28 protein-coding genes are annotated in these 25,049 nt (G+C 32.1%); 26 read left to right on the top strand and 2 right to left on the bottom strand.

The features are described 5' to 3' along the window. Window position 1: 1 nt before the first annotated feature. The 8 genes from KTC94_RS09880 (at window position 2) to upp (ending at window position 6,912) form a co-directional block, all read left to right on the top strand. Window positions 2–910 carry a DUF1385 domain-containing protein gene (locus KTC94_RS09880; RefSeq protein WP_220286865.1) on the top strand — a complete coding sequence of 303 codons (909 nt, stop codon included), beginning with the start codon at window positions 2–4 and terminating at the stop codon, window positions 908–910. 54 nt (window positions 911–964) lie between these two features. Further along, window positions 965–1,816, top strand: a complete 852-nt coding sequence (gene prmC / locus KTC94_RS09875; RefSeq protein ID WP_216303365.1) for a peptide chain release factor N(5)-glutamine methyltransferase — start codon at window positions 965–967, stop codon at window positions 1,814–1,816. A gap of 130 nt (window positions 1,817–1,946) precedes the next feature. Then, window positions 1,947–3,023, top strand: coding sequence for a peptide chain release factor 1 (gene prfA / locus KTC94_RS09870; protein WP_216303364.1), 1,077 nt, complete (start codon window positions 1,947–1,949; stop codon window positions 3,021–3,023). A gap of 548 nt (window positions 3,024–3,571) precedes the next feature. Beyond that, complete coding sequence (locus KTC94_RS09865) at window positions 3,572–4,300, top strand: ZIP family metal transporter (protein ID WP_216303363.1); 729 nt, start codon at window positions 3,572–3,574, stop codon at window positions 4,298–4,300. A gap of 127 nt (window positions 4,301–4,427) precedes the next feature. Continuing rightward, on the top strand, window positions 4,428–5,474 hold the full coding sequence (locus KTC94_RS09860; RefSeq protein ID WP_216303362.1) for an L-threonylcarbamoyladenylate synthase: 1,047 nt from the start codon (window positions 4,428–4,430) through the stop codon (window positions 5,472–5,474). Window positions 5,475–5,528: 54 nt separating this feature from the next. After that, entirely contained in the window at window positions 5,529–5,726 is a 198-nt protein-coding gene (locus KTC94_RS09855) for a hypothetical protein (protein WP_216303361.1), read from the top strand. A 79-nt stretch (window positions 5,727–5,805) separates the two neighbouring features. Further along, window positions 5,806–6,255: a ribose 5-phosphate isomerase B gene (gene rpiB, locus KTC94_RS09850; RefSeq protein WP_216303360.1), complete on the top strand. Its 450-nt coding sequence runs from the start codon at window positions 5,806–5,808 to the stop codon at window positions 6,253–6,255. A gap of 27 nt (window positions 6,256–6,282) precedes the next feature. Then, a complete protein-coding gene (upp, locus tag KTC94_RS09845; protein WP_165413055.1) occupies window positions 6,283–6,912 on the top strand; it encodes a uracil phosphoribosyltransferase in 630 nt (209 codons plus the stop codon). A gap of 86 nt (window positions 6,913–6,998) precedes the next feature. Here upp and KTC94_RS09840 read toward each other — a convergent pair whose 3' ends face one another. Beyond that, window positions 6,999–7,544, bottom strand: a complete 546-nt coding sequence (locus KTC94_RS09840) for an NADH peroxidase (RefSeq protein WP_216303359.1) — start codon at window positions 7,542–7,544, stop codon at window positions 6,999–7,001. A gap of 203 nt (window positions 7,545–7,747) precedes the next feature. Then, window positions 7,748–8,443, bottom strand: coding sequence for a Crp/Fnr family transcriptional regulator (locus KTC94_RS09835; protein ID WP_220320217.1), 696 nt, complete (start codon window positions 8,441–8,443; stop codon window positions 7,748–7,750). 189 nt (window positions 8,444–8,632) lie between these two features. On the opposite strand from KTC94_RS09835, the gene KTC94_RS09830 reads away from it, so the two are divergent. From KTC94_RS09830 to spoIIID, 18 genes are all read left to right on the top strand, one after another. After that, entirely contained in the window at window positions 8,633–9,361 is a 729-nt protein-coding gene (locus tag KTC94_RS09830; protein ID WP_220286866.1) for an ATP-binding protein, read from the top strand. A 234-nt stretch (window positions 9,362–9,595) separates the two neighbouring features. Then, window positions 9,596–10,084 carry a deaminase gene (locus KTC94_RS09825; protein WP_216303356.1) on the top strand — a complete coding sequence of 163 codons (489 nt, stop codon included), beginning with the start codon at window positions 9,596–9,598 and terminating at the stop codon, window positions 10,082–10,084. A 116-nt stretch (window positions 10,085–10,200) separates the two neighbouring features. Next, window positions 10,201–11,229 (top strand): glycosyltransferase family 4 protein, encoded by a 1,029-nt coding sequence (locus KTC94_RS09820; protein ID WP_216303355.1) that lies wholly within the window; start codon window positions 10,201–10,203, stop codon window positions 11,227–11,229. Window positions 11,230–11,272: 43 nt separating this feature from the next. Beyond that, a complete protein-coding gene (gene wecB, locus KTC94_RS09815; RefSeq protein ID WP_220320218.1) occupies window positions 11,273–12,403 on the top strand; it encodes a non-hydrolyzing UDP-N-acetylglucosamine 2-epimerase in 1,131 nt (376 codons plus the stop codon). 716 nt (window positions 12,404–13,119) lie between these two features. Continuing rightward, complete coding sequence (locus KTC94_RS09810) at window positions 13,120–13,494, top strand: ATP synthase subunit I (protein WP_220286868.1); 375 nt, start codon at window positions 13,120–13,122, stop codon at window positions 13,492–13,494. A gap of 4 nt (window positions 13,495–13,498) precedes the next feature. Beyond that, entirely contained in the window at window positions 13,499–14,179 is a 681-nt protein-coding gene (locus KTC94_RS09805) for a F0F1 ATP synthase subunit A (RefSeq protein ID WP_165413063.1), read from the top strand. Window positions 14,180–14,206: 27 nt separating this feature from the next. Next, window positions 14,207–14,455, top strand: coding sequence for an ATP synthase F0 subunit C (atpE, locus tag KTC94_RS09800; RefSeq protein ID WP_165413064.1), 249 nt, complete (start codon window positions 14,207–14,209; stop codon window positions 14,453–14,455). A 94-nt stretch (window positions 14,456–14,549) separates the two neighbouring features. Next, window positions 14,550–15,023: a F0F1 ATP synthase subunit B gene (locus KTC94_RS09795; RefSeq protein ID WP_187351425.1), complete on the top strand. Its 474-nt coding sequence runs from the start codon at window positions 14,550–14,552 to the stop codon at window positions 15,021–15,023. A gap of 1 nt (window position 15,024) precedes the next feature. Then, window positions 15,025–15,558: a F0F1 ATP synthase subunit delta gene (locus tag KTC94_RS09790; RefSeq protein ID WP_216303352.1), complete on the top strand. Its 534-nt coding sequence runs from the start codon at window positions 15,025–15,027 to the stop codon at window positions 15,556–15,558. Between the two features lie 16 nt (window positions 15,559–15,574). After that, window positions 15,575–17,092 (top strand): F0F1 ATP synthase subunit alpha, encoded by a 1,518-nt coding sequence (gene atpA, locus KTC94_RS09785; RefSeq protein WP_165413066.1) that lies wholly within the window; start codon window positions 15,575–15,577, stop codon window positions 17,090–17,092. Window positions 17,093–17,210: 118 nt separating this feature from the next. Beyond that, complete coding sequence (atpG, locus tag KTC94_RS09780; protein ID WP_216303351.1) at window positions 17,211–18,065, top strand: ATP synthase F1 subunit gamma; 855 nt, start codon at window positions 17,211–17,213, stop codon at window positions 18,063–18,065. A gap of 15 nt (window positions 18,066–18,080) precedes the next feature. Next, a complete protein-coding gene (atpD, locus tag KTC94_RS09775; RefSeq protein WP_216303395.1) occupies window positions 18,081–19,475 on the top strand; it encodes a F0F1 ATP synthase subunit beta in 1,395 nt (464 codons plus the stop codon). Between the two features lie 45 nt (window positions 19,476–19,520). Further along, window positions 19,521–19,919: a F0F1 ATP synthase subunit epsilon gene (locus KTC94_RS09770; protein ID WP_216303350.1), complete on the top strand. Its 399-nt coding sequence runs from the start codon at window positions 19,521–19,523 to the stop codon at window positions 19,917–19,919. Between the two features lie 293 nt (window positions 19,920–20,212). Continuing rightward, a complete protein-coding gene (locus tag KTC94_RS09765; RefSeq protein ID WP_220286869.1) occupies window positions 20,213–20,932 on the top strand; it encodes a YwmB family TATA-box binding protein in 720 nt (239 codons plus the stop codon). A 26-nt stretch (window positions 20,933–20,958) separates the two neighbouring features. After that, on the top strand, window positions 20,959–22,224 hold the full coding sequence (gene murA / locus KTC94_RS09760) for a UDP-N-acetylglucosamine 1-carboxyvinyltransferase (protein ID WP_216303348.1): 1,266 nt from the start codon (window positions 20,959–20,961) through the stop codon (window positions 22,222–22,224). Between the two features lie 325 nt (window positions 22,225–22,549). After that, window positions 22,550–23,593, top strand: a complete 1,044-nt coding sequence (gene spoIID / locus KTC94_RS09755) for a stage II sporulation protein D (RefSeq protein WP_216303347.1) — start codon at window positions 22,550–22,552, stop codon at window positions 23,591–23,593. Window positions 23,594–23,830: 237 nt separating this feature from the next. Beyond that, the gene (locus KTC94_RS09750; RefSeq protein WP_216303346.1) at window positions 23,831–24,610 is read left to right on the top strand and encodes a M23 family metallopeptidase; all 780 of its coding nucleotides are present in this window, start codon (window positions 23,831–23,833) and stop codon (window positions 24,608–24,610) included. A 119-nt stretch (window positions 24,611–24,729) separates the two neighbouring features. Continuing rightward, on the top strand, window positions 24,730–24,984 hold the full coding sequence (gene spoIIID, locus KTC94_RS09745; RefSeq protein WP_165413074.1) for a sporulation transcriptional regulator SpoIIID: 255 nt from the start codon (window positions 24,730–24,732) through the stop codon (window positions 24,982–24,984). Window positions 24,985–25,049 lie beyond the last annotated feature (65 nt).

Below are 25,049 nucleotides of genomic sequence, written 5' to 3'. Positions count from 1 at the left end.
TATGGCTAAAAACATAAATGTCGGAGGTCAGGCAGTAATTGAAGGGGTTATGATGAGAGGAAGCGCGGGAATTGCCACCGCGGTGAGAACTGAGCAAGGGGAAATTGTAGTGGAGAAAAAAGGATACACAGCTTACACTAAAAAAAATAAAATTTTGGGGCTTCCAATAATAAGAGGGTTTGTTTCTTTAATTGAGTCTTTAGTTATAGGTGTAAAAACTTTAAATTATTCAGCTTCTTTTTTTGAAGAAGAGGAAGAACCTTCAAAATTAGATAAATGGATAAAAAAAGTATTCAAGGAAAAAAGCAATGATGTAATTGTGGGGATATCTCTCGTCATTTCATTGATTATATCTATAGGGTTATTTTTTATTTTACCAACTCTTGTAGCTAGTCTTTTTAGTAAGGTGGGCGCAAGCACAATGGGTATGAATATTGTAGAAGGAATTATTAGAGTTTTAATATTTTTAATATACGTATATTTAATAGGAAAAATGGAAGATATCAAGAGGGTATATCAATACCATGGCGCAGAACATAAAACTATATTTTGTTATGAAAACAATGTTGAATTAACTCCAGAGAATGCAGCTAAGTTTGGAAGACTGCATCCAAGATGTGGTACGAATTTTTTGTTTTTAGTTATGATAGTTAGTATAATAATGTTTTCTTTAACTGGTTGGAATTCAATCTGGGAAAGAATAATGTATAGAATAGTACTTCTTCCTTTGATTTCGGGTGGAAGCTATGAAATTATTAAATGGATGGGAAAAAGCACAGGCACCCTAGCTAAAATCCTTTCTTATCCAGGACTGAAATTGCAGAACCTAACTACGAGGGAACCGGATTTGTCTCAGATAGAAGTGGCAATAAAGGCGCTTAAAGTAGCTGAGGGTATTGAATGTGTCTAATATAAAAAACAAATATATTCATCCCGTGGTAATCATAAATGAAGGTGGTAGGAAATGAATATAGGAGAAATACTTCTAGAATCGTATGAAATTTTAAAAAAAGTTCAGATTGAAAGTTATTTGTTGGATTCACAACTCTTACTTGCTAAGGTTTTAAATAAGGATAAATTGTTCATAATGCTTAATAGAGATTTTAATCTTAATCAAAAGCAGGAAAATGAATTTTCGCGGTTAATTCAGATTAGAAAAAGTAAAATGCCTATAAAATACATTCTTGGTGAATGCGAATTTATGGGAATGGATTTTATAGTAAGGCCAGGAGTTTTGATACCGAGGCCTGACACTGAAATTTTAGTTGAAGAAGTAATTAGGCATATAAATGAAAAAGCTTATACTGAAGTGTGTGATGTTTGTAGTGGAAGTGGAGCTATTGGCATAGCCATAGCTGAATTCATTAAAAGTACGAAGGTAACGCTGTATGATATAGCTGATGACGCTTTAACTGTGGCAAAATTGAATATAGAAAGATTTGACTTGGCTATTAGAGTTAACGTGGAGAATAGTGACTTATTGAAAGCTCCTATTGAACAAAACAAGAAATTTGAAGTGGTAGTTTCCAATCCACCTTATATAAGAGAAGATGTTATACCAACTTTAATGGATGATGTAAAGGAATATGAACCGTATATAGCCCTTAGTGGTGGAAGAGATGGTTTAGATTTTTACAGGAGGATTACAGAAGAGAGTTTACAGGTTTTGAAAAAGGGAGGGCTCTTAGCTTTTGAAATAGGATATGATCAAAGAGAAGAAGTTAGCAATATTCTTTTAAAATCAGGATTTAAGAAAATAGAATGTATTAAAGATTTGGCTGGGAATGATAGGGTCATTAAAGCCATTTTAGTGTAATAAATGTTAAATCATCTCCTGCGGAGATACACAGCTTCGACGAAGGTGTATTAGCTAGATGCAATTTGTATTTTGAATCTAATTGTGATAAAATAATATGATGTGAAAATATATATACGGAGTGATAAATATGTTGGGTAGGCTTGATTTTACAGAAAATAAATACGATGAGATTTCAATTAAAATTTGCGACCCGTTGGTTATAGCTAATCAAAAGGAATGGCAAAAGTTATGCAAAGAACATGCAGAATTGGAAATACTCGTTACAAAATATAGAATATATAAAAAAGCTAAGCAGGATTTAGAATCAAACAAAGAAATGCTTAGAGAAGAATCAGATAAAGAAATGAAAGATATGATTCAAGAAGAGATGAAGGACTTAACTCAAACTAAAGAAACTATGCAGGAAGAATTAAGAATTTTACTTTTGCCTAAGGATCCAAATGATGATAAAAATGTATTTGTTGAAATTAGGGCAGGAGCAGGTGGAGATGAAGCAGCATTGTTTGCAGCAAATCTATTCAGAATGTATACAAGATATGCAGAGCGTAATAGATGGAAAGTTGAAGTAATGAGTGCTAATGAAACTGATATTGGCGGATTCAAAGAAGTGGTATTTATGATAAAAGGTGAATCTACATATAGTAAATTTAAATACGAAAGTGGAGTACACAGGGTTCAAAGGGTTCCAGATACAGAGTCGAGCGGAAGAATTCATACGTCTACGGCTACTGTAGCAGTGCTGCCAGAGGTTGAAGATGTAGACATTGAAGTTAGTGCTAACGATTTAAGGATAGATGTGTTTAGAGCATCTGGTAATGGCGGACAGTGTGTTAATACAACAGATTCAGCAGTAAGAATGACACATATCCCTACAGGACTTGTAGTTTCTTGTCAGGATGAGAAGTCTCAGTTAAAGAATAAAGAAAAAGCACTAAAAATATTAAAATCTAGATTGTTTGATAAAGCTGAGGCTGAAAGATCGGCAGGAATAGCTGAAGATAGAAGGAGTCAAGTAGGTACGGGAGATAGAAGTGAGAGAATAAGAACTTACAACTATCCTCAAGGAAGGGTAACAGATCATAGAATAGGGTTAACATTGTATAGATTAGAATCTTTTCTTGATGGAGATATAGATGAAATGCTAAATACCTTGATAACTGCTGATCAAGCAGAAAAGATGAAATCCATGGGTAATAATGATTAGAATTTAGTGTAGGCACATGAAAATAGACTAGCATATTGATTTGTGTTTTATAAGGACTCTAATTATTATAAGTGAAAGGTGAAATTATGAATATAAATAAAGCCATTAGAAAGCAAAAGAGGACTTACAAATGTTTATGCTATCAATGTGCTTTATTTTTGTTTTATCGCCAAATATATTAATAGATCAAAGATTATAAATATATTTTTTTATAATATATTTAGTTTGCATCGAGCTGATGATTACGTTTGTAGTACTTCATAACAAATTAAAATTCAAAATTTAGAGGAAACTTATTTCTATTTTATAATTAATAAAGGTGGATTTAAGAAATATATTTTACTAGATAACTTATATAGACCTTGTGTTCAAGCAGTCTTTTCTGATGATGATATAGAAAAAATTAAAGATTGCGGCATAAACCCCCACTGACACAAATAAAATTAGTGTATAGGGAAATAAGCATAAAGCTAAACGCTTCTATACTTTATTCTCATATGGAATTGTAGCATATATGATTATAATTCTATAAAAGTGGGGGTATAAATTTGAATAGTAGTATTGTTTTGATAATCATATTTTCAGGAGTAATAGCTTTGATTGGTACTATGACAGGGGCGTTTTTAGGTGTTATTATAAACAAACCTTCACAAAAGTTCTTAGGAAATATTATAGGATTTTCATCAGGACTTATGCTTTCTATTGTAGTTTTTGAACTTATTCCAGAAGCTACAGAAAAAACAGGATTGCTAGGAACCTTATTATTTTTAATCCTAGGAATTATTGTTGTTGTAACAATAGACAAAATCAGCAATTTAAGTGGCAATGCAAATTCTCAATATACAAAGGTGGCTTTTATGGTTGCCATTGGAATAATGATTCATAATTTTCCAGAAGGTCTAATAATGGGATTTGGGTTTGTTAACGGAGAGAACTTAGGACTTAAAATGAGCGTTATAATTGCAATACATGATGTGCCGGAAGGCTTGGCTGTGGCAGCACCTCTAATGCTTTCGGGGACAAAAAGCAGAAAAATATTATTTTACGCATTTTTAACAGCCTTGCCTACTGCAATTGGCGCTTGGATAGGAATTTATATTGGCAGCATATCTGTAAATATATTAGGTGGTGCTCTAGCATTTGCGTCAGGTGTTATGTTATATGTGATTTACGGAGAGATGATTCCACAGTCTAAAAAGCTTTGGTCAGGAATCACAAACACATTGGGAATACTTTTGGGGATAATAGTTGGGTTAATAGTGACTAATGTGCTTTAACGACATTTCAGAAGGAAAGCTTCCCACTTCTATAAGTGAGGGTATAAATCTCCTTCTCAAGTCGTCAATGCATCTTCTTCGAAGATGTGCAGCACCGCAGATGATGATTTAATTAAGAGGTGTAAGGATGAAAACGAAGATAACAATAATAGATGAAAATAATATTGAACAAAATATAATTAATGAGGCTGGGCTCGTTATAGCTGAAGGCGGATTAGTTGTTTTTCCTACGGAAACAGTTTATGGTCTTGGTGCGAATGCCTTAGATAAGATTGCTGTAGAAAAAATTTTTAAGGCTAAGGGAAGACCACAGGATAACCCCCTTATTGTGCATGTGGCAGATTTTAATATAGAGTATTTAGTTAAAGAAATACCCTATATAGCCAAAGAAATTATGAATAGATACTGGCCTGGACCAATAACGCTTATTTTTAATAAGTCTGATTTGATACCTATAACTACAAGTGCGGGACTCAATACTGTAGGTATACGTATGCCAGCGAACCTCATTGCAAGAAAACTTATTGAGGCAGCTGGAACACCTATTGCAGCCCCATCAGCTAATATATCTGGTAGACCCAGTCCAACTGATGTAGAAAGTTGTATTGAAGATTTAAATGGAAAGATAGAGTATATTCTAGGGGGAGATAAAAGTAAAGTAGGCCTTGAGTCAACAATAGTTGATTGTACTTGTACCCCTATATGTATACTAAGGCCGGGGGCTATAACCATTGAGATGTTAAGAGAGATAGATGAGAAAATATATATTGATAAAAATATAATGTCTAAACCAAAGGACGATTTTAAACCTAAAGCACCTGGTATGAAGTATAGGCATTATGCACCAAAATCTCCAGTTAAAATTATATGTGGAGATTTAGAAAAAACTGTTGCAAAAATCAATGAAATAGTGCAGAATAATATGGGCAATAAAAAAATAGGGATTATAGCGACAGATGAAACTAAAGCTAAATATTGTTGCGGCACTGTTATTTCCTTAGGTAGCAGAAAGCACTTAGATAGCGTGGGCAAAAATCTTTTTGAAGTTTTAAGAAGTTTTGATGATACCGATGTAGATTTAATATTATCAGAAGCGTTTGAGGAAAAGGGTATAGGTGTTGCTATAATGAATAGGCTTAAGAAATCTGCAGGCTTTGATATGATTGAAGTATAGTAGATAACAATTTATAGTTGATATCTATTCCAGATGAATATGAGGAGGATAACTATGGGTATATCGTATATTTGTAATGAAAAAATGCGAAGAAACTATATGCTAGAAGCTATTTATAGTAAAATATATACTATAAATATTATAGACCCATATGTTAAAGATGTCTTAGTATATTCGAAAGAATTTAGTGGATTAAAGAATAATGTATTCTTATTATTGGATAAGATAAAGAAGATAATAGTATTTAAATAGTTTATTTAAATACCGATATCTTCTTTTTTTGTAACATAATATCTTTAGATAATAAAATATTTCTTGGAGGTGTTTCATAATGAAAATAGCATTAGGTAGTGACCATGGTGGTTTAAGTTTGAAAAAAGAGATTATTAAACATCTGGAGAGTAAAAACATCCAGATAGCGGACTTTGGTACTTATACTGAGGAGTCTTGTGATTATCCAGATTATGCTCTAAAAGTTGCACAGGAAATAGCAGTTAAAAATTTTGAACTTGGTATACTAATATGCGGTACAGGGATTGGAATAAGTATTGCTGCCAATAAAGTACCTGGGATAAGAGCTGCACTATGCAGCGACACTTTTAGCGCCCATGCAACGCGCGAGCATAATAATGCTAACATACTAGCGCTTGGCGAGCGAGTTATTGGCACCGGGTTAGCCCTAGATATTGTAGATACTTTTATCGCTGCAAAATTTCAAGGGGACAGACATCAAAAAAGAATTGATAAAATAAATAAAATTGAGGAAAAATACTCTAAATAAACATTAAAAAAGCAGGAGGAATTACATATGAGTAAAGTAACGCAAATCACACATCCACTTATACAACACAAATTGGCATACATAAGAGACAAAAACACAGGTTCAAAGTATTTTAGAGAGTTAGTTTCAGAGGTCGCAATGCTTATGGCTTATGAAGTTACACGTGATATACAATTAGAAGAAGTAGAAATTGAAACTCCTATTTGTATTACTAAATGCAAAGTTTTGGCTGGAAAGAAAATGGCTATAGTACCTATATTAAGAGCAGGTTTAGGAATGGTTGATGGTATGCTAAATCTTATACCGGCAGCTAAGGTTGGACATATAGGAATGTATAGGAATGAGGAAACGTTGCAACCAGTTGAGTACTTCTGTAAATTGCCTCAGGACATTAGTGAAAGAGATGTAATTGTTACGGATCCTATGATTGCTACAGGAGGTTCTGCGATAGATGCAATTTCAGCTCTTAAGAAAAGAGGAGCAAAAAATATAAGAATTATGTGTCTTATAGCTTCACCTGAGGGAATTAAGGCTATTACGGAGGCACACCCAGATGTAGATATATATGTAGCCTCAATTGATGAAAAATTAAATGAAAAAGGATATATTGTACCGGGTCTTGGTGATGCTGGAGATAGATTATTCGGAACTAAATAGTTAAATATTACAATTTATATATGAAAACTTAAAAAGCAACTTACAGAAAATTATCTGTAAGTTGCTTTTTTTTACTTAATTGAATTTTATTGAAAATATCTATTAAGTAATCCCTTAAATGCGCAGCCGTGACGTGCTTCATCTTTGCACATTTCATGTACTGTATCATGAATTGCATCATAGTTAAGTTTTTTAGCTAAAGTAGCTAAATCTTTTTTACCTTGACAAGCTCCGTGTTCAGCATCAACTCTCATTTCAAGGTTTTTCTTAGTGTCTGCGGTTACAACTTCTCCAAGCATTTCAGCGAATTTTGAAGCATGTTCAGCCTCTTCAAAAGCTATTCTCTTATAAGCTTCTGCGACTTCTGGGAAGCCTTCTCTATCAGCTTGACGGCTCATTGCTAAATACATACCAACTTCAGTACATTCTCCAACAAAGTTAGCTCTTAATCCTTCTATAATTTCTGCATCTACGCCTTTAGCAACTCCAATGACATGTTCATCTGCCCATGACATATCATTTTCAGTTTTCTCTATAAATTTATCGCTTTTTGCACCACAAACTGGACAAACGCTAGGTGCGGAGTCTCCCTCGTGAATATATCCACATACTGTACAAACAAATTTCTTCATATTAATTTCCCCCTCGTATTCTTTTGAGTAAGATAACAATTATAAATTGTATCCCCTCGTATATTAGTTATATAATTTACTAAATAAATAAAAAATATGTGTTTATCTTTGCTACAATTACTACTATACACTAACGGATAATAATTATCAAGTAAAATTTAATATCTTTTAGTGGAAAAAGTTCGAGCATATTCGACAAGTTGCTAATTTAATATATTTTCTATGCCAGCTAAATCTTTTATTTGAATTAAATTCTTGTTGAAATCTATTAAGCCATCAGCTCTCATATTCACGAGCTCTCTTGAAAGAGATGGTCTCTGTACACCTAGATGATCAGCAAGGCTTTTTCTAGAAATAGGAAGTAGGAGTGCTAAGTTTTGTTGAATTTCATATTGAGAAAGTAAGTAATTAGATATTTTTTGCCTTAGGGTTTCAAAAGAGAGTTCTTTAATCTTTTTATTTAATAAAAGAATTTTACTTGATAATAATTGCATGAAGTTGTTTAGTACTTTAGGGTAGGAGCTACACATAGCTATAATATCTTTTTTTGAAATATAAAGTATAATTGAACCTTTATAAGATACTATAGTAGCTGGGTATATATTTGTCTCTGAAAAAGCGATTGCTTCTCCAAAAATTTTTCCTTTATCTAATTTTGCAAGGGTAACAACTTTTCCACTAGCATAATGTTTTTGTACTTCTAGTTTACCTTCAATTACAATGCCTAGAGATTCACAGATTTCACCCTCAAGAGCAACAATGCAGGTTTGGCATTCAGTACAATTTTTGCAGTTATTGGAAATTGAATAATTTATACTTGTAATTAAATTTTGCAATTCGTCACAAGTTAAACCTTTAAATAAAATACACTGTTTTAAATGATTTACCAGTTTATCCATCAAATCACCCTCAAATTTTTATTTTGGTAACGTAAGTTACATATTAGTATAAGTAATTTTAATATAATTAGCATATACAGTCAATTAAAAAATTAATTAGGTACATGAAGATAAATAAAATAGTATACGAATTGTTATTTATTTGAATGGGCATCAATGTGAATATATAAAAAATGGAGGAGTTAAAATATGAAAAGGAATATTATTAGTATAGATGAAAATAAATGTAATGGTTGCGGATTATGCATAAATGCTTGTCATGAAGGAGCCATAGAGCTCGTTAGCGGTAAGGCTAAATTAATAAGCGATGAATATTGTGATGGTCTGGGAGATTGTCTGCCAGGGTGCCCAACAGATGCTATTAAAATAATACAAAGAGATGCTGTAGAGTATGACGTACAGGCCGTTGAAATAAAAAAGAAACAAAATGATGCTAAACCAAATTTACCCTGTGGATGTCCTGGTACAATGGAAAAATCCATAAAAAGAAATGTGAATTTGAATATTAAACTAGCTGCAACTAAAATAAGCAGTTACGATGCTTCGCCACTAGAGTCAGAATTAAACCAATGGCCAGTACAGTTAAAGCTAGTTAATTCAAAGGCAGGATTTTTAAAGGGTGCAGATATATTAATTGCTGCAGATTGCACGGCGTATGCTTATGGGGGTTTTCATAAGGAATTTATTAAAGAAAGAGTAACGTTAATAGGATGCCCAAAGCTCGATGATAATGATTATTACAGACAAAAAATTTCAGAGATATTAGAAAATAATAATATTAAAAGCATTACGGTAGTTAGAATGGAGGTACCTTGTTGCGCGGGTATTGTTAATTCTGTAAAGGAAGCTATGCTTCGAGCTGGAATAATAGTTCCATACAAAGAGGTAACTATTGGTATAAACGGAGTAATAATTTAGTATTGATATAGAGGGCTGCGAACCCACCCCCTTTCTATACTTGAGCACGTCAAGGAGGCATATAATATATGTTTCTCTTGACGTGCTTTATAGTAAGTTAGCATATATAGTTCATTAAACACTTTAAATCATCGTTGTTTTAGTGTAAAATAACAGTGATTGATTATTAGATTATAAATTTAGTTTTTAATTTTTAATCTACATAATTAAAATATGTTTATATGAGGTATAATTATGGAAAGAATTGATAAGCATAATTATTATTTGGATATATGCGAAACAATATCTGAACGAGGTACTTGTTTACGTAGAAATTTTGCAGCTATAATAGTGAAAAATGATGAAATTATGTCTACTGGATATTCAGGAGCGCCTAGAGGAAGAGCGAATTGTTGTGATTTAGGGGTCTGTAGAAGAGAAGAATTAAAAGTCCCAAGAGGGACAAGGTATGAACTTTGTAGATCAGTACATGCTGAGCAAAATGCAATTATATCAGCCCGGAGAAATGATATGTTAGGGTCGACTTTGTATTTAGTTGGGAAAGAGGTTAATAGTGGTGAATTAGTTATAAATGCGTCTCCATGTTCTTTGTGCAAGAGGTTTATAATTAATTCGGGTATAGAGAAGGTAATAATTAGAGATAACAAAACGCAATATAAAATTGTATATGTAGAGGAATGGATAGAAAATGATGATTCAATTCAAGGTGATGGTGGATATTAATTATGAAATTCTGTAAATTGGTTTCATAAACTTTAACGACATTTCAGCTCCGCAGGAGATGATTTAATCTATATTTATCAAATAGAAACAATATTTTTGTGAAAGAAAGGTTTTTTATGAGTAATAGGTATATTTTAGCAATAATTACAGCTTTAATTTCTTTTATAATTACCCCTTTAGTTAAGAAATTAGCAATAAAGGTGAATGCCATAGATATTCCTAAAGATGAAAGGCGAGTTCATAATAAGCCTATTCCAGTTATGGGAGGGCTCGCTATATACATAGCCTTTGTTATAGGAATAATTTTATATAATGGCATCCTAACAACTTCCCAAATAGGTATAATTATTGGAGCAACTATTATTGTTATTGGGGGCATTATAGATGATATTAAAGATTTAAGTCCTAAATATAAGGTTTTAATACAGGTTATAGCGGCCATATGCCTTTTAGTATCAGGTATAAGGATATCAACTGTAACTAACCCTTTTAGAGAATTTTACCCTTATCTAAGTATAGGATGGGTTTACATCCCGGTAACAATAATATGGATTGTAGGTGTGACTAATGCTTTTAATCTAATAGATGGATTAGACGGTTTAGCAGCAGGTATAGCATTTATATCTTCTGTTACCTTAATGATAGTTTCTTTGCTTAATGGAAGACTCGAAGCAGCATTTTTGACTGCTGTCTTAAGTGGTGCTGTTTTAGGATTTATACCATACAATTTCAATCCAGCTTCTATATTTATGGGGGATACGGGATCTCAATTACTAGGGTTTCTTCTGGCGGCTATTTCAATTGAAGGGGCTATTAAATCTGCAACATCTTTTGTTATTGCAGTACCAATTTTAGCTTTTGGATTACCTATTTATGATACTCTTTTCGCTATGATTAGAAGGAAAGTTAATGGGAAATCTATGATGCAAGCAGATAAAGGCCATTTGCACCATAGGCTTTTGGATATGGGACTCAGCCAAAAACAAGCAGTTATTATCATGTATTTTATAAGCGCTGTTTTAGGTGGGATTGCCATTATAGCTATGCAAATTAGTAATCAAAGGGCATATTTTTTGTTAGCATCAGTAATGGTTATAATAGTTTTAGTGGCATGGAAATATGGAATTTTTCAGCAAAAAGAGTAATTTAGTTAACATGTGGTTATAAATTAAAATTAGGAGGTATCTGGTGGAAAATATTAAGGTTATAGTAATATTTGGTACAAGACCTGAGGCTATAAAAATGGCACCTCTTATTAAGGAATTAGAAAAAAATTCTCAAATACAATGCACGGTATGTGTCACAGCGCAGCACAGAGAAATATTAGATCAAGTCTTGGAAATTTTTGATATTGTACCTCAGTATGATTTAAACATAATGAAAGCGAAACAAAGCTTAACGGGGATAACATGTTCTGTTCTTCAAGGTTTAGAGGAGATTTTTGAAAAAGAACAACCGGATATAGTACTTGTACATGGAGATACAACAACAACATTTGCAGCGTCTCTGGCAGCTTTTTATAGAAAAATACCTGTTGGTCATGTAGAAGCAGGGCTAAGAAGTCATAATAAATTTTTTCCTTACCCAGAAGAAATTAATAGGAAGTTAACTGGCGCTTTAGCAGATTTGCATTTTGCACCTACAACGACCTCTAAAGAAAACCTATTAAGAGAGGGAATAGAGGGAAGTACTATTTTTGTTACGGGAAATACAGTTATTGATGCTATGAAGTTTACAATTAAAGAGAAGTATATTTTTGAAAATTGTGAGCTAAATGAAATTGATTATGAAAACAGAAAAGTCATAATGGTTACGGCTCACAGAAGAGAAAATTGGGGAATTGGAATTGAAAATATATGTAATGCTTTGAGAATTGTTGTTGAAGAAAATCGAAATGTCGAAGTATTATATCTAGTTCATCCTAATCCAGTAGTGAAAGATACGGTTTACAGCATTTTAAAAGGCGTAAGTAGGATACATTTACTTCAGCCTATAGATACAAAAGAAATTCATAATTTAATAAAAAAATGTTATCTAGTAATGACCGATTCAGGAGGAATTCAGGAAGAAGCTCCTCATTTAGGTAAACCAGTTTTAGTTCTTAGGCAAGTTACGGAGAGAGTAGAAGCGCAGCATGCTGGCACTGTAAGGCTAGTTGGGACAGATATAGATAAAATTGTATTGCATGCTAATAATCTTCTTAGAAATGCAGATGAGTATAATCACATGAGTAATTCAATTAATCCTTATGGAGATGGAAATGCTTCTGCTAAAATAGTAGATGAACTAGTGAATTACTTTGATAAAGATAAAACATAAAGGTATATGGGAAATGCAATTAAGGTACTAATAAATAATTTTTAAACTAAGTCTAAGGAGGCAGAAATTAAATTCTTAGACTTATTTTTTTGCGGTTTTTACAAGTGAATAAGTTTAAAATAACAGTTTACGAAGTGAAAAAAATCAAATGCATGTATAACAACGAAGTAGACTTAAATATATCGTTTATTATAATATACGGTATTTAAAAGCTTATACCTACTAAAATATCTAAATACAATGTATATTTTTACCGTTAGATGATAATTATAAGGTGAAATACGTAAAATAGCATAAAATTTTTGAATTAAAAGAATATATATATTGCAATTGTTTTAAAAACTAAAAAAAATTAATAGAAGATATATCTATTAATAGATTTTTTGTAAATGTTTAACTAAACAGAATCTATATTTTAAAGTTATTAAAAGTTAATAAAGCCACTAATATTGAGAAGAATAGTGAGAATATTACGAACATTTAGTACATTGAGCACATTGAAAGAAATAGATTAATTGAATAAAACAAGTATGTATTATTCTTTAAGCCTTAAAATATCTTAAAACAGAGATATACAGAAGAAACATAAGATTATTAATATAAAATCGACTTATAGCGCTATATAGCTTTGAAAATTAAGAAATACTAGGCTTTGTTTATGAAAATTAGTAGACTATAATATAAAAATATTAGCGAATGATGAGAGGAAGAAAAAAGTGAATGTTAAATCAGCACAGATGTATAAAAAAATTAATTTTTTTAACTTTTTTATAGCACTTATTGGGACTGTAGTAATTTATTTTATTAATAAGGAATACGCAGTGTTTTTTTTATTAGGTTTAATATTGGCAAGTATTAATTTGTTATTTAATTTAATATCTGTTAATTTTATATTATGCAAAGTAAAAAACAAATATGGAGTTGTTACTTTATTTGGCTTTGTATTTAGGGTGATTATAGTATGCGTAACAGGCTTGATGGTTTTTAATTATTCTAATTTTGCTATAATTGCGTTTATATTGGGGTATAGTTCACAATTGATTTCTCTAGTACTTTACGGAATTAATATTAAAGAGTGTGAAGGGAAGTGAGTAAGTGGCAACGATCGCACAACTACCTAGTGTGAATTTGTTTGGATATAATTTTCAAATTACAGCTAGTTTAATAACACAGTGGGTAATAGTTTTGGTATTGATATTACTAATAGCATTTATTAATAGAAATCTAAAAAAAATACCAGACAAAAAACAGAGTGTAGTTGAAATTTTTGTAGAATTTGTTCAAAAAACAATAGAAGAGACCATGGGTAAAAATTTTAAGGCTTTTGTTCCATTTATTGGTACATTAGGAATTTATCTTTTATCAATGAATTTAGTAGGTATACTTGGAATAAAACCACCTACTACAGACTATAGTGTAACTTTGGGAATGAGTTTAATTACATTTATAGTGATACAGGGTTATACAATTAAGAAATCCGGTGTTATACAGTATTTTACTGGCTATGCAAAACCATTACCTTTATTACTTCCAGTAAATATAATGGAGAGAATTATGTTGCCGGTATCTTTAAGTCTAAGATTATTTGGAAATATGTTTGCGGCAACTATAATTATGGAATTAGTTTATAGTGCATTGAATAGCGTTACTTGGGTGGCGCAACTCGGAATACCGATACCGTTACACATGTATTTTGATTTATTTGATGGTACTATCCAAATGATTATTTTTGTAATGTTAACAATGATTAATATTGTAATAACTTCAGAAGAGTAAAATAAAAATGAATAGGAGGAATATTTTATGGTTTCAACAGGATTTGTCGCAGGAATGTCAGCAATAGGAGCTGGAATAGCAGCACTTGGGGTTATAGGTGGTGGTATAGGAACAGGAAATGCTACAGCGAAGGCTGTGGAGGGTATTGCAAAACAACCAGAAGCTAGTGATAAAATAACAAGAGTGTTAGTTATAGGTGGTGCACTATCGGAGGCAACAGCTATCTATGGTTTCTTAATAGCGTTATTATTAATTTTATTCGGTGTAAAAGGTTAAAAAGAAATAGGTAAAGGGAAGGTAGGTGAAAGTTTCGGTTTCGTAATGGTAAAAGAAATTTATAAACCGAGATTTTATATATATGGAGATAGGGATGGACTTAGGTAATATTATAGCTGCAATGATAAATTTCCTTATACTACTTTTTATTGCTAAACGTTATTTATTTACACCAGTAAATAGGATTTTAGACACAAGAAAACAAGAATTAAACTCTTCTTTTGAACAAGCGAGGAATGATAAAGAAGAAGCTAAGAGATTGAAAATAGAAAATGGTGAAAAATTAAACTTAGCAAAAAAAGAGGGTAAGGAAATAGTTGAAAAATACAAACAAAAAGCAGAAAAGATATCTGGAGAATTAATTAAAGATGCAAAAAAAGAAGCTTTGCTTATTATTGAAAGATCAAGAGTCGAAATAGATAGAGAGCGAGAAAAGGCGCAAAGTGAAATTAAAAAGCAAGTCATAGATTTATCTTTAGTATTATCTGAAAAAGCTCTTGGACAGCATATAGGTGAAGAAGAGCACAGAAGACTGATTGAGGATTTTATTTTTAAGGTAGGTAGCTAAAATGTATGAATACTTAGATAAAAGATATGCACTTGCACTATATACAGTTGCCGAGGAAAAAGGGAAAGTTGAAGAATACTTAAATGACTTGCGAGAAATAGTTTCACTTATGAAGAATGACTCTGAGTTCCTAAAAGTTATTAAATACCCACAAATAAGTACTTCTGCAAAAAAGAAGATGTTTATTAGGATTTTTAAGGGCAAAATTGATGAAGATCTTTTATCTTTTTTACTTATTCTTATAGAAAAAGACAGAATATTGTTTACAGCAGAAAAACTTAAGCAGATGGAAAAAATCCACTTAGAGCGTAATAACACTTTAATGGTGGTGGTTAAAACAGTAATACCTCTCAAGGAAACCGAAAGAGAAAACTTGCGCATGAAATTATACAAAATGTATGATAAAAAAATCATATTTGATGAAAGATTAGATAAAAGCGTTATAGGCGGAGTGTATATAAGGGTTGGCGATGACGTTATTGATGGCACGATAAAAAGTAAATTAGAGGAAATGAAAAAATTAATGTTTAAATAGGAATGGAGGTGAGTTTATGAATATAAAACCAGAAGAAATAACATCCATAATAAAGAAAGAAATTGAAAGATATGAAAAGACGATTGACACTGTTGACTCAGGAACAATAATTCAAATAGGTGATGGAATTGCCAGAGTATATGGGTTAGATGAATGCATGGAAAATGAACTTTTAGAGTTTCCTAATGGAATATTTGGTATGGCACTAAATTTAGAACAGGATAATGTAGGATGTGTACTTTTAGGACCAGAAGAGGGCATCAAAGAAGGGGACATAGTAAAAAGAACTGGTAGAGTAGTAGAAGTTCCTGTAGGTGAGGCTTTAATAGGAAGAGTTGTAGATGCTCTAGGTGTACCAATAGACGGTAAAGGCCCAGTTAAGACTACGGAGACAAGAGCAGTAGAAGTCGAAGCGCCTGAAGTTATTGAAAGACAATCAGTTAAAGAACCACTTCAAACTGGAATAAAAGCAATAGACTCTATGGTACCAATTGGAAGAGGTCAAAGAGAACTTATAATTGGAGATAGGCAAACAGGTAAAACAGCTTTAACTATAGATACTATTTTAAATCAAAAGGGCAAAGATGTTATATGTATATATGTAGCTATTGGTCAAAAGCAATCTACTGTTGCACATATTGTTAATACCCTATCTGAAATGGGAGCACTAGATTATACAATAGTTGTAGCGGCTACAGCTTCTCATTCGGCACCATTGCAGTATTTGGCACCCTATGCTGGATGTAGTATGGGAGAATACTTTATGCATAATGGTAAGAATGTGTTAATAGTATATGATGATTTATCTAAACATGCGGTGGCATATAGAGCTATGTCTCTATTACTTCGTAGACCGCCAGGTAGGGAAGCTTATCCAGGAGATATATTTTATATTCATTCAAGACTACTCGAAAGAGCAGCAAAGCTTTCAGAAAAATTAGGTGGGGGTTCATTAACTGCCCTTCCTATAATAGAGACTCTTGCAGGCGATGTTACGTCATATATACCAACTAACGTTATTTCCATAACGGATGGGCAAATATTTCTTGAAGCTGAATTGTTTCATTCAGGGCAAAGACCGGCAGTTAATGCTGGAATATCTGTATCAAGAGTTGGTGGAAATGCTCAAATAAAAGCCATGAAGCAAGTTACTGGAACTTTAAGGTTAGAACTTGCTCAGTATAGGGAGCTTGCAGCTTTTGCTCAATTTGGTACGGATCTTGATAAAGATGCAAAAATGAGACTAGAAAAAGGGAAAAGATTAATTGAAATATTAAAGCAAGATCAATATATGCCAGTGTCAGTAGAGAAACAAGTTATGATCTTCTTTGCTGGGACAAATAACCATCTTATGGATATTCCGGTACATCAAGTAACGAGATTCGAGAGTGAGTTTTTGGAGTATATGGACACACATCATAGAGAAGTAGGTAAAGCAATAATGGATAATAAGGTACTAGATGATAAAATAAAACAACAACTTATTGAAGCTATAGATGAATTTAAAAAAATGTTCTTAGTTGAAAAATATTAACGACATTTTAGAGGCGAGTCGTTAGTGTAGCACCTAAAGGTGATGATATTAATAGCGCCTTTAGGTGATAATTAATTTGTCTTGATAATATATTATCAAGACTAAAGAGAGGTGAAACATGGCAGGTATGGGGCTTATTGCAATTAAGCGAAGAATAAAATCCATAACAAATACTACAAAAATTACCAGAGCCATGGGATTAGTTGCCACATCTAAATATAAAAAAATAAGAAATAAGGTGGATGTTAACAATAATTATCTATATAGGCTTGAGGAAATTGTTAAACAGGTTAAAGATAATTATGAAGATGATAGTATCTATACACGAGGAAACAATAACAGCAAAAAATTGTATGTTGTATTGACATCAGATACAGGTCTTTGTGGTGGATTTAATTGGTCAGTAGTTAATGGACTAACTAATAGCATAAAAAGCAATAAAGAAGATTACAATGTAATAATTGTAGGTCAAAAAGGTAGAGCTTTACTTAAAAAAATTAATATTGAAACTGTGGCTGAATACGTTGAAATTTTAGATGTGCCTACTCAAAAGGAAGCTTCTACTATTAGTAATCGTGCACTTGGTATGTATAGTAGCGGAGATGTTGGTGAAGTTTACATTGTTTATAAAAAGCTAATTTCGGCATTGAAAAATGAAGTTATAATTGAAAAGTTACTTCCTCTAGGTTCTGATAATGAAGAGAATGGCAGTAAAGAGTATGTAGATATTGAGGCAATAGATGAAAACGCAATATATGAGATTACCTCATTATTTTTAAGTGGTAAAATGCTGAATTCTATGCTGCATTCAAAAGCAAGTGAGCACAGAGCTAGAATGGAGTCTATGGGATCGGCTACTAACAACGCCAATGATATACTTGATAAACTTAATTTAAGTTATAATAGGATTAGACAAAGTGCAATTACACAAGAGATTTCAGAAATAGTTGGAGGAGCGGAAGCTCAAAGGTAAAAGGGAGTGAAAACAATGCCAGGACATATAGGAAAAGTAGTTCAAATAATAGGGCCTGTTATAGATATAAAGTTTGACTCAGATAGTCTTCCCAATATTTACAACAGTATTGAAATTCAGATGAATGATAGAGTGGTTGTAGCCGAGGTTGAACAGCATATTGGTGATGATATTATAAGAGCAATAGCTATGGAAGGCACAGAGGGATTAAGCCGCGGTCTTGAGGCAGTTGATACAGGTAGTCCAATATCAGTTCCAGTTGGGAATGTAGTACTAGGAAGGCTGTTTAATGTTCTTGGAAAGCCTATGGATGAAATGGGAGAAGTTAAAGTAGATAAATATATGCCTATTCACAGGTTAGCCCCAACATTTGCAGAACAGTCTGTTGAGCCAGAAATGTTTGAAACAGGTATTAAGGTAATAGACTTAATAGCGCCATATCAAAAAGGTGGTAAAATTGGTCTTTTTGGTGGGGCAGGAGTTGGTAAAACGGTTCTTATTCAAGAACTTATGAATAATATTGCAAAAGAACATAATGGACTTTCAGTATTTACCGGAGTTGGTGAGAGGACTAGGGAAGGTAATGATCTTTATAATGAAATGAAAGAGTCAGGAGTTATATCTAAAACGGCTTTAGTTTTTGGACAGATGAATGAACCACCTGGAGCTAGAATGAGAGTTGCGTTAACAGGGCTTACCATGTCAGAATATTTTAGAGATCATGGTCAAGATGTACTTTTATTCATAGATAATATATTTAGATTTACACAAGCAGGTTCAGAGGTGTCTGCGCTACTTGGCAGAATACCAAGTGCGGTCGGGTACCAACCAACACTTGCTACGGAAATGGGACAATTACAAGAGAGAATTACATCTACAAAACAAGGATCTATTACATCTGTTCAGGCTGTATATGTACCGGCAGACGATTTAACTGATCCTGCACCAGCTACTACATTCAGTCATCTTGATGCTACTACAGTGCTTTCTAGAGGGATAGTTGAATTGGGCATTTATCCAGCGGTAGACCCACTAGAATCTACTTCAACAATGCTTGATCCTAGAATAGTTGGTAGGGAACACTATGATGTTACAATAAAAGTTAGACGTATCCTTGAAAGATATAAAGAACTTCAAGATATTATTGCAATATTAGGGATAGATGAATTATCTGAAGAGGATAAGATGGTAGTATTAAGAGCGCGAAAGGTTCAAAGGTTTTTATCTCAACCATTTACTGTAGCGGAGCAATTTACAGGAATGAAAGGTAAATTTGTACCAGTAAAAGAAACGGTAAGAGGATTTAAAGAAATCATTGAAGGAAAGCATGATGACTTACCTGAAGCGGCATTTATGTTTGTTGGATCTATAGAAGAGGCAGTAGAAAAAGCGAAAACTATGGCTGGTTAATAAAGTATTTTAAGAATATGTGCATAGAAATGGAAGTGTATTTATATGGAAAATCATATAAAGCTTACTATACTTACTCCGGAAAAGGAGTTTTATAGTGGTGAAATACTGAGTTTGAACACGGAGAGTGATGATGGCAGATTTGGTATTTTTGCCAATCATGTTCCTATGATATCTCCATTAAAACCTACGGTGACAACATTTACAGATGTAAGTGGTAAAAAGTTAAAAGCTTTTACATCAACGGGAGTTTTAAGAGTGATTCAAGGTGAGGTAGAAATGTTATGTAGTGCCTGTGAATGGCCAGAGAATATAGATGTTGAAAGAGCAAGGCAGGCTAAAGAAAGAGCAGAAGAAAGATTGAGACATAAGCATGGAATTGGTTTTATAAGAACAGAGAATGCTATTTTAAGAGCGCTTGAAAGAATCAAGACAAAAGGATAGAGATTATAAAATGAGGATATTAATATATCTTCATTTTTTTTTGCTAAAAAATGGCATTTGATTTTTTTTAGCACATTTCCACTAAAATTTTATATATTAATAATATAAAGAATGGATATATACTAAATATCAATTTTTAAAATAACCCTACCTATATAATGAATCAAATAGCCCTCTTCACACTTGTGCTGGGGGATGATTTTATTAATAACATGAATATTAAAAAACCATTATTTATAGAATAAAAAAATAAATTATGGTCAAGAATTTAATTGAAGGGTAGGGGGATTAAAATGAAAAGAAAAAGTATCGCACTTTTGTGTATAGTATTAAGTCTAATTATTTTACAAATTAATGTTAAAATCTCAAATGCACAGGAGGTAGTTAATTTATTCGATGAAATATTACTCCAAACTAAAAGCAAAACTGTGGAGTATGGATTGAAAACATGCTTTAAAACTGGAGAAGAACCAAAACAATTTTGTGACTATTTAGTTAAGTCTTTAGAACTTAATAACAGAAAAATAAAATTAAACATTTCCGAAAATGAGAATTCTTATTGTATAGAGTTTTCTGGTGAAAATGTTGAAGGATATATAGAAGCATTAAAATACAAAAATGAGAATGATATAACGATAAACATAAGTAAGATAGGTAACGAAAATGGACTAGTATCTCTTAAAAATAAAGTTAGCACTAGTATTGGCTATAGAGGCAAAAACATCAAATACTTTCAATACCTAAAGGCGAAAATGGGAGAGAGTAGTTCAAGTGTTAAAAATGAAGACATTTATGGTGTTAATAATAGGATAATAAAAGTTTTGAAATCCCATGGGACTTACAATATTGAGACTGTGAGTATAAATAATGGACTAAGTACTATAGCATATACTAAAAAATACGATGAGCTGGTAATCAATAAAAAGTCAATCGATTTTAATTATGCTGTATGTAATTATTCATCTGGAAGATACATTATCATTGGTACACCTGAAATAATTACAACTTATTAAAAATAACAATATAATGGAGGAAGTAAATGAATAAATTAGTTATAAAAGGTGGGAAAAAATTAGAAGGTGAAGTGGATATAAGTGCATCTAAAAATTCGGTTCTTCCTATACTTGCAGCAACAATATTAAACGGTAATAGTTGTACCATTGAAAATGCTCCTATGCTTGAAGATGTATTTGTAATTTGTGATGTATTAAAATCTCTTAAAGCAGATATTAATATAGATAAAATTACTAAAATGGTGAAAATTAATACTACTAATTTATTTAATAATGGAGCTAATGATGAATTAGTTAGAAAAATGAGAGCATCTTTTTTAATAATGGGTCCTATGCTTGGAAGATTTGGAAACTTCAAAATTTCTCTGCCGGGTGGATGCAATATTGGAACTAGGCCTATCGATCTTCATTTAAAAGGATTAGCAGCTTTAGGTGCAGAAGTATCAGTAGGTCACGGGTATGTGGAAGCAAAAGCAAAAAAACTAATAGGCAGCAATATATATTTAGATTATCCGTCAGTTGGGGCAACGGAAAATATAATGATGGCAGCAACGCTAGCCGAGGGAGAAACAATAATAGGAAATGCAGCAGAAGAACCAGAAATTGTAGACCTAGCAAAGTTCTTAAGGGCTATGGGAGCAAAAATATATGGAGAAGGAACAGACACTATAAGAATTTTAGGCGTTAAAGATTTTAAAGAAGTTGTTTATAAGCCGATATATGACAGGATAGAGGCGGGTACATTTATGATAACTGCTGCAATAACGAAAAGCTTGTTTAAAATTAATGGTATTGATGAAATTCATTCAAAACCAATAATAGCAAAACTTACAGAGATGGGAGTAGGAATAGAAATTAATAAAAATAGCATAATAGTTGATGGTAGGAAAAAGTTAAGCCCAATAGATATAAAAACTATGCCATACCCTGGGTTCCCTACAGATATGCAAGCTCAGATGATGAGTTTACTGTGTACAGTAAAAGGAACGAGTATAATTACAGAAACTATTTTTGAGAATAGATTTATGCATGCCACAGAATTAAAGAGAATGGGAGCAAATATAAAAATAGATGGTAGAAGTGCCGTAATAGAAGGTATAGATAGGTTTACAGGTTCAGAAGTTACAGCTACAGATTTGAGAGCGGGAGCGGCATTAATACTTGCAGGACTTACAGCAGAGGGCACAACTACAATAAATGATATATATCATATTGATAGAGGCTATGTTTCTATTGAGGAGAAATTAAAGGGACTAGGAGCAGACATAGAAAGAGTGAGTTCTCATAAATAACAGGGAAATTCAATAAGCGATAAAAATATATGGCGGTTCACTTATAATTTAAACTTGGATAGTTGGAATATATAAGTGTTATATTCCAATTATTTTATAATAAGCACCTAAAAATAATAAACTAGCACAATGACTAGTATATTATTTTTGGGTGCCTTTTGGTTACAACTGGTCTAAATCTTTTTATCCGTTATCTCTTTTAATAAATGCATAATAGTATGCACTATTATTTTACAGGGATTTAGTCAATGGGAAAAAGTAATATTTTTTATAGTTATTTAATATGTATAAGGTAAAGGTTGTTTTATAACGAGAGGAGAAAAAAATGAGAAGAGTTTTTATTACAGTACATTTAAAAAATATCCTTCTATTAATAACTGCATTTATTGCATTTATAGTTATTACTTCTGTTTTAATAGTGGGGGTAGGAAATAATAAAAGTATAAATAAGGGTAAAAACTCTGCAATTAAGGTAGAAGACAATGAAAATATTATAAAATATGGTTCACTAGCCAAAATCACTAAAGTTAAAGTTTTTATGTCAAAAGAAAATAATATAAAAGAACTTAGTTTAGAAGAATATGTTACGGGAGTTGTTGCAGCGGAAATGCCAGCTGATTTTGGAATAGAAGCTTTAAAATCTCAAGCAGTGGCGGCTAGGACTTATGCTTTAGCTCATGTCACAGAAATGGGTGGAACCCCATGTAAAAATGGTAATGGAGCTGATTTATGCGATACAGTCCACTGTCAAGTTTATAGGACTAAAGAAGAGCGTATAAAAGAATGGGGAACTTCTGGTGAAAAAAATTGGAATAAGATTAAAATGGCGGTTAAAGGAACATTAGGACAAGTTTTAACATATAACAACAACTTAGTAATGGAACCTTATTATTTTGCAACTAGCAGTGGGAAAACGGAAAATTCCGAAGAGGTATTTAGCGATAGCATACCTTATTTAAGGAGTGTAGAAAGTCCAGGCGAAGAAAGAGCAGGAAGCTTTAAGAGTAGTAAAATTTTAAAGTATAAAGATCTAAGTCGAATTATAAATAAAAACTATAATAATGCTAAGGTAACATCAACTAATGTTAAGAAACAAATAACAGTAATTGATAGGACTGAGGCAGGGAGTGTTAAGAGTATTAAGGTAGGGAATATAACCATGACAGGCAGTAAGTTTAGAACAATGCTCGGTTTAAAATCATCGAATTTTGAAATGAAGTTTAATTTAAGCAATATAGAAATAGATTGCAGCGGATATGGTCATGGTGTAGGGATGAGTCAATGGGGTGCGGATGCGATGGCGAAAGATGGGAAAACCTATATTGAAATATTAACTCATTATTATCAAGGGACTGTTATATCCAAATGAAAAAAAATACACATAAGCTGGTTATCCTATATAAAAAATGGATAATCAGCTTTGCTTTTTATAAAAATAAACTTGAAGATGATTTAAGTAAAACTAAGGGTGAATAATTTAAAATTTAAAATATGTTTTAAACTATAAAATATAAATATTATTAAAATGTAGACTAACTTAAATAAATTTTAGGAAATATGTATGTTTTAATAAAATATGGACAAAAATACAAATGGAGGTGTTTGTATGAATAAGAATGAAAACAATAAGACATTAAATTTTTTTAAGAAGGAAGGATTCTATGTAATTTTATTTGTTTGTTTATGTATAGTAGCTTCAGTGGCGTCTATAACAGCAAATAATAATAAGAAGCTTTCAAGCAAGCAAGAAGCATTACAAAAACAACAAGCAAATGCAGGAGATGTTATAAAAGCGCAACAAAAAGAATATGAGGGTGCTCTTCAAGTAAAAGAAGAAAAGAAAGCTAAGGCTGAAGCGCTTAAAGCGGTACCAGATATCAAAAAGGTTACAACAGGAAAAGCGGCATCAGCAGTATCTAAATCAGTTAATGCTAAATTTGAAAATCCCGTAGCAAATGGATTACTCGCAAGGGCATATTCAAAAGATATTGATTCAGTAGTGTGGAAGACTGATGGAAGCTATAGGACAAATTTAGGTATTGACATTCAAGCAAAAATAGGGGAGCCAGTTGTAGCGGTTATGGATGGAATAGTTAAAGAAGTTGGTACTGACGTTAATGGCCAAAAAGGTAAGATGGTTAAGATAGATCATCAAAATGGATTTATTACTAACAGTACTAATCTAGATGAAAAAATATTAGTAAAAAAAGGCGATAAAGTAACTAAAAAACAGCAAATTGGTACAGTGGGAAACACTAGTTTAAATTCATTTAAGGAAGAATATGGATCTCACTTACACTTTGAAGTTCTGCAGAGTAATAAGAATGTTGATCCTGCTAAATATGTAAAATATGAGAAATATCAACCTGCAGAAACTAAGAAATAACCAATAACCATCTCAATTAGCCATTTTTTAAAAATATATTAGAAGATGACTAATTGGAATGGAATTTAAAAGCAAGATAATGCATATTTATAAATATATAAGGGTTAAGGAGGCAACACTTGAAAGACTATATTGAAGATCGAGTACTAGAAGTTGCTAAGTACATTATCGAGTCAAAATCTACAATAAGAAGAACTGCCAAAGTGTTTGGCGTTAGCAAGAGTACTATACACAAGGATATGACGGAAAGATTACCCACAATAAATCCTCAAATTGCCAGCGATGCAAAAACAATTTTGGATATAAATAAAGCTGAGCGGCATATAAGAGGCGGAAGAGCAACTAAATTGAAATATAAAGAAGCACAAGGATAAAAACATTCGAAGCTAAAAACTATAAAAAAATTTTAAAATTAAAAGAGGGTTTTCTTATAGCTTTA

Origin of the sequence: Clostridium sp. CM028 (assembly GCF_030585565.1) — a bacterium.
GTDB lineage: Bacteria > Bacillota > Clostridia > Clostridiales > Clostridiaceae > Clostridium_AD > Clostridium_AD estertheticum_B.
This window is presented reverse-complemented; position numbering and strand designations above follow the sequence as displayed.

What these genes read in the sequence shown, in the direction of transcription:
- KTC94_RS09750 (WP_216303346.1), top strand. Translation starts at nt 23,831, where the DNA reads ATGAATAAGAATGAAAACAATAAGACATTAAATTTTTTTAAGAAGGAA.
- prmC (WP_216303365.1), top strand. Translation starts at nt 965, where the DNA reads ATGAATATAGGAGAAATACTTCTAGAATCGTATGAAATTTTAAAAAAA.
- atpG (WP_216303351.1), top strand. Translation starts at nt 17,211, where the DNA reads ATGGCAGGTATGGGGCTTATTGCAATTAAGCGAAGAATAAAATCCATA.
- upp (WP_165413055.1), top strand. Translation starts at nt 6,283, where the DNA reads ATGAGTAAAGTAACGCAAATCACACATCCACTTATACAACACAAATTG.
- atpA (WP_165413066.1), top strand. Translation starts at nt 15,575, where the DNA reads ATGAATATAAAACCAGAAGAAATAACATCCATAATAAAGAAAGAAATT.
- KTC94_RS09860 (WP_216303362.1), top strand. Translation starts at nt 4,428, where the DNA reads ATGAAAACGAAGATAACAATAATAGATGAAAATAATATTGAACAAAAT.
- murA (WP_216303348.1), top strand. Translation starts at nt 20,959, where the DNA reads ATGAATAAATTAGTTATAAAAGGTGGGAAAAAATTAGAAGGTGAAGTG.
- KTC94_RS09765 (WP_220286869.1), top strand. Translation starts at nt 20,213, where the DNA reads ATGAAAAGAAAAAGTATCGCACTTTTGTGTATAGTATTAAGTCTAATT.
- spoIID (WP_216303347.1), top strand. Translation starts at nt 22,550, where the DNA reads ATGAGAAGAGTTTTTATTACAGTACATTTAAAAAATATCCTTCTATTA.
- atpE (WP_165413064.1), top strand. Translation starts at nt 14,207, where the DNA reads ATGGTTTCAACAGGATTTGTCGCAGGAATGTCAGCAATAGGAGCTGGA.
- KTC94_RS09795 (WP_187351425.1), top strand. Translation starts at nt 14,550, where the DNA reads ATGGACTTAGGTAATATTATAGCTGCAATGATAAATTTCCTTATACTA.
- KTC94_RS09820 (WP_216303355.1), top strand. Translation starts at nt 10,201, where the DNA reads ATGAGTAATAGGTATATTTTAGCAATAATTACAGCTTTAATTTCTTTT.
- prfA (WP_216303364.1), top strand. Translation starts at nt 1,947, where the DNA reads ATGTTGGGTAGGCTTGATTTTACAGAAAATAAATACGATGAGATTTCA.
- KTC94_RS09855 (WP_216303361.1), top strand. Translation starts at nt 5,529, where the DNA reads ATGGGTATATCGTATATTTGTAATGAAAAAATGCGAAGAAACTATATG.
- atpD (WP_216303395.1), top strand. Translation starts at nt 18,081, where the DNA reads ATGCCAGGACATATAGGAAAAGTAGTTCAAATAATAGGGCCTGTTATA.
- KTC94_RS09790 (WP_216303352.1), top strand. Translation starts at nt 15,025, where the DNA reads ATGTATGAATACTTAGATAAAAGATATGCACTTGCACTATATACAGTT.
- rpiB (WP_216303360.1), top strand. Translation starts at nt 5,806, where the DNA reads ATGAAAATAGCATTAGGTAGTGACCATGGTGGTTTAAGTTTGAAAAAA.
- KTC94_RS09880 (WP_220286865.1), top strand. Translation starts at nt 2, where the DNA reads ATGGCTAAAAACATAAATGTCGGAGGTCAGGCAGTAATTGAAGGGGTT.
- KTC94_RS09830 (WP_220286866.1), top strand. Translation starts at nt 8,633, where the DNA reads ATGAAAAGGAATATTATTAGTATAGATGAAAATAAATGTAATGGTTGC.
- KTC94_RS09825 (WP_216303356.1), top strand. Translation starts at nt 9,596, where the DNA reads ATGGAAAGAATTGATAAGCATAATTATTATTTGGATATATGCGAAACA.
- KTC94_RS09770 (WP_216303350.1), top strand. Translation starts at nt 19,521, where the DNA reads ATGGAAAATCATATAAAGCTTACTATACTTACTCCGGAAAAGGAGTTT.
- KTC94_RS09840 (WP_216303359.1), bottom strand. Translation starts at nt 7,544, where the DNA reads ATGAAGAAATTTGTTTGTACAGTATGTGGATATATTCACGAGGGAGAC.
- KTC94_RS09835 (WP_220320217.1), bottom strand. Translation starts at nt 8,443, where the DNA reads ATGGATAAACTGGTAAATCATTTAAAACAGTGTATTTTATTTAAAGGT.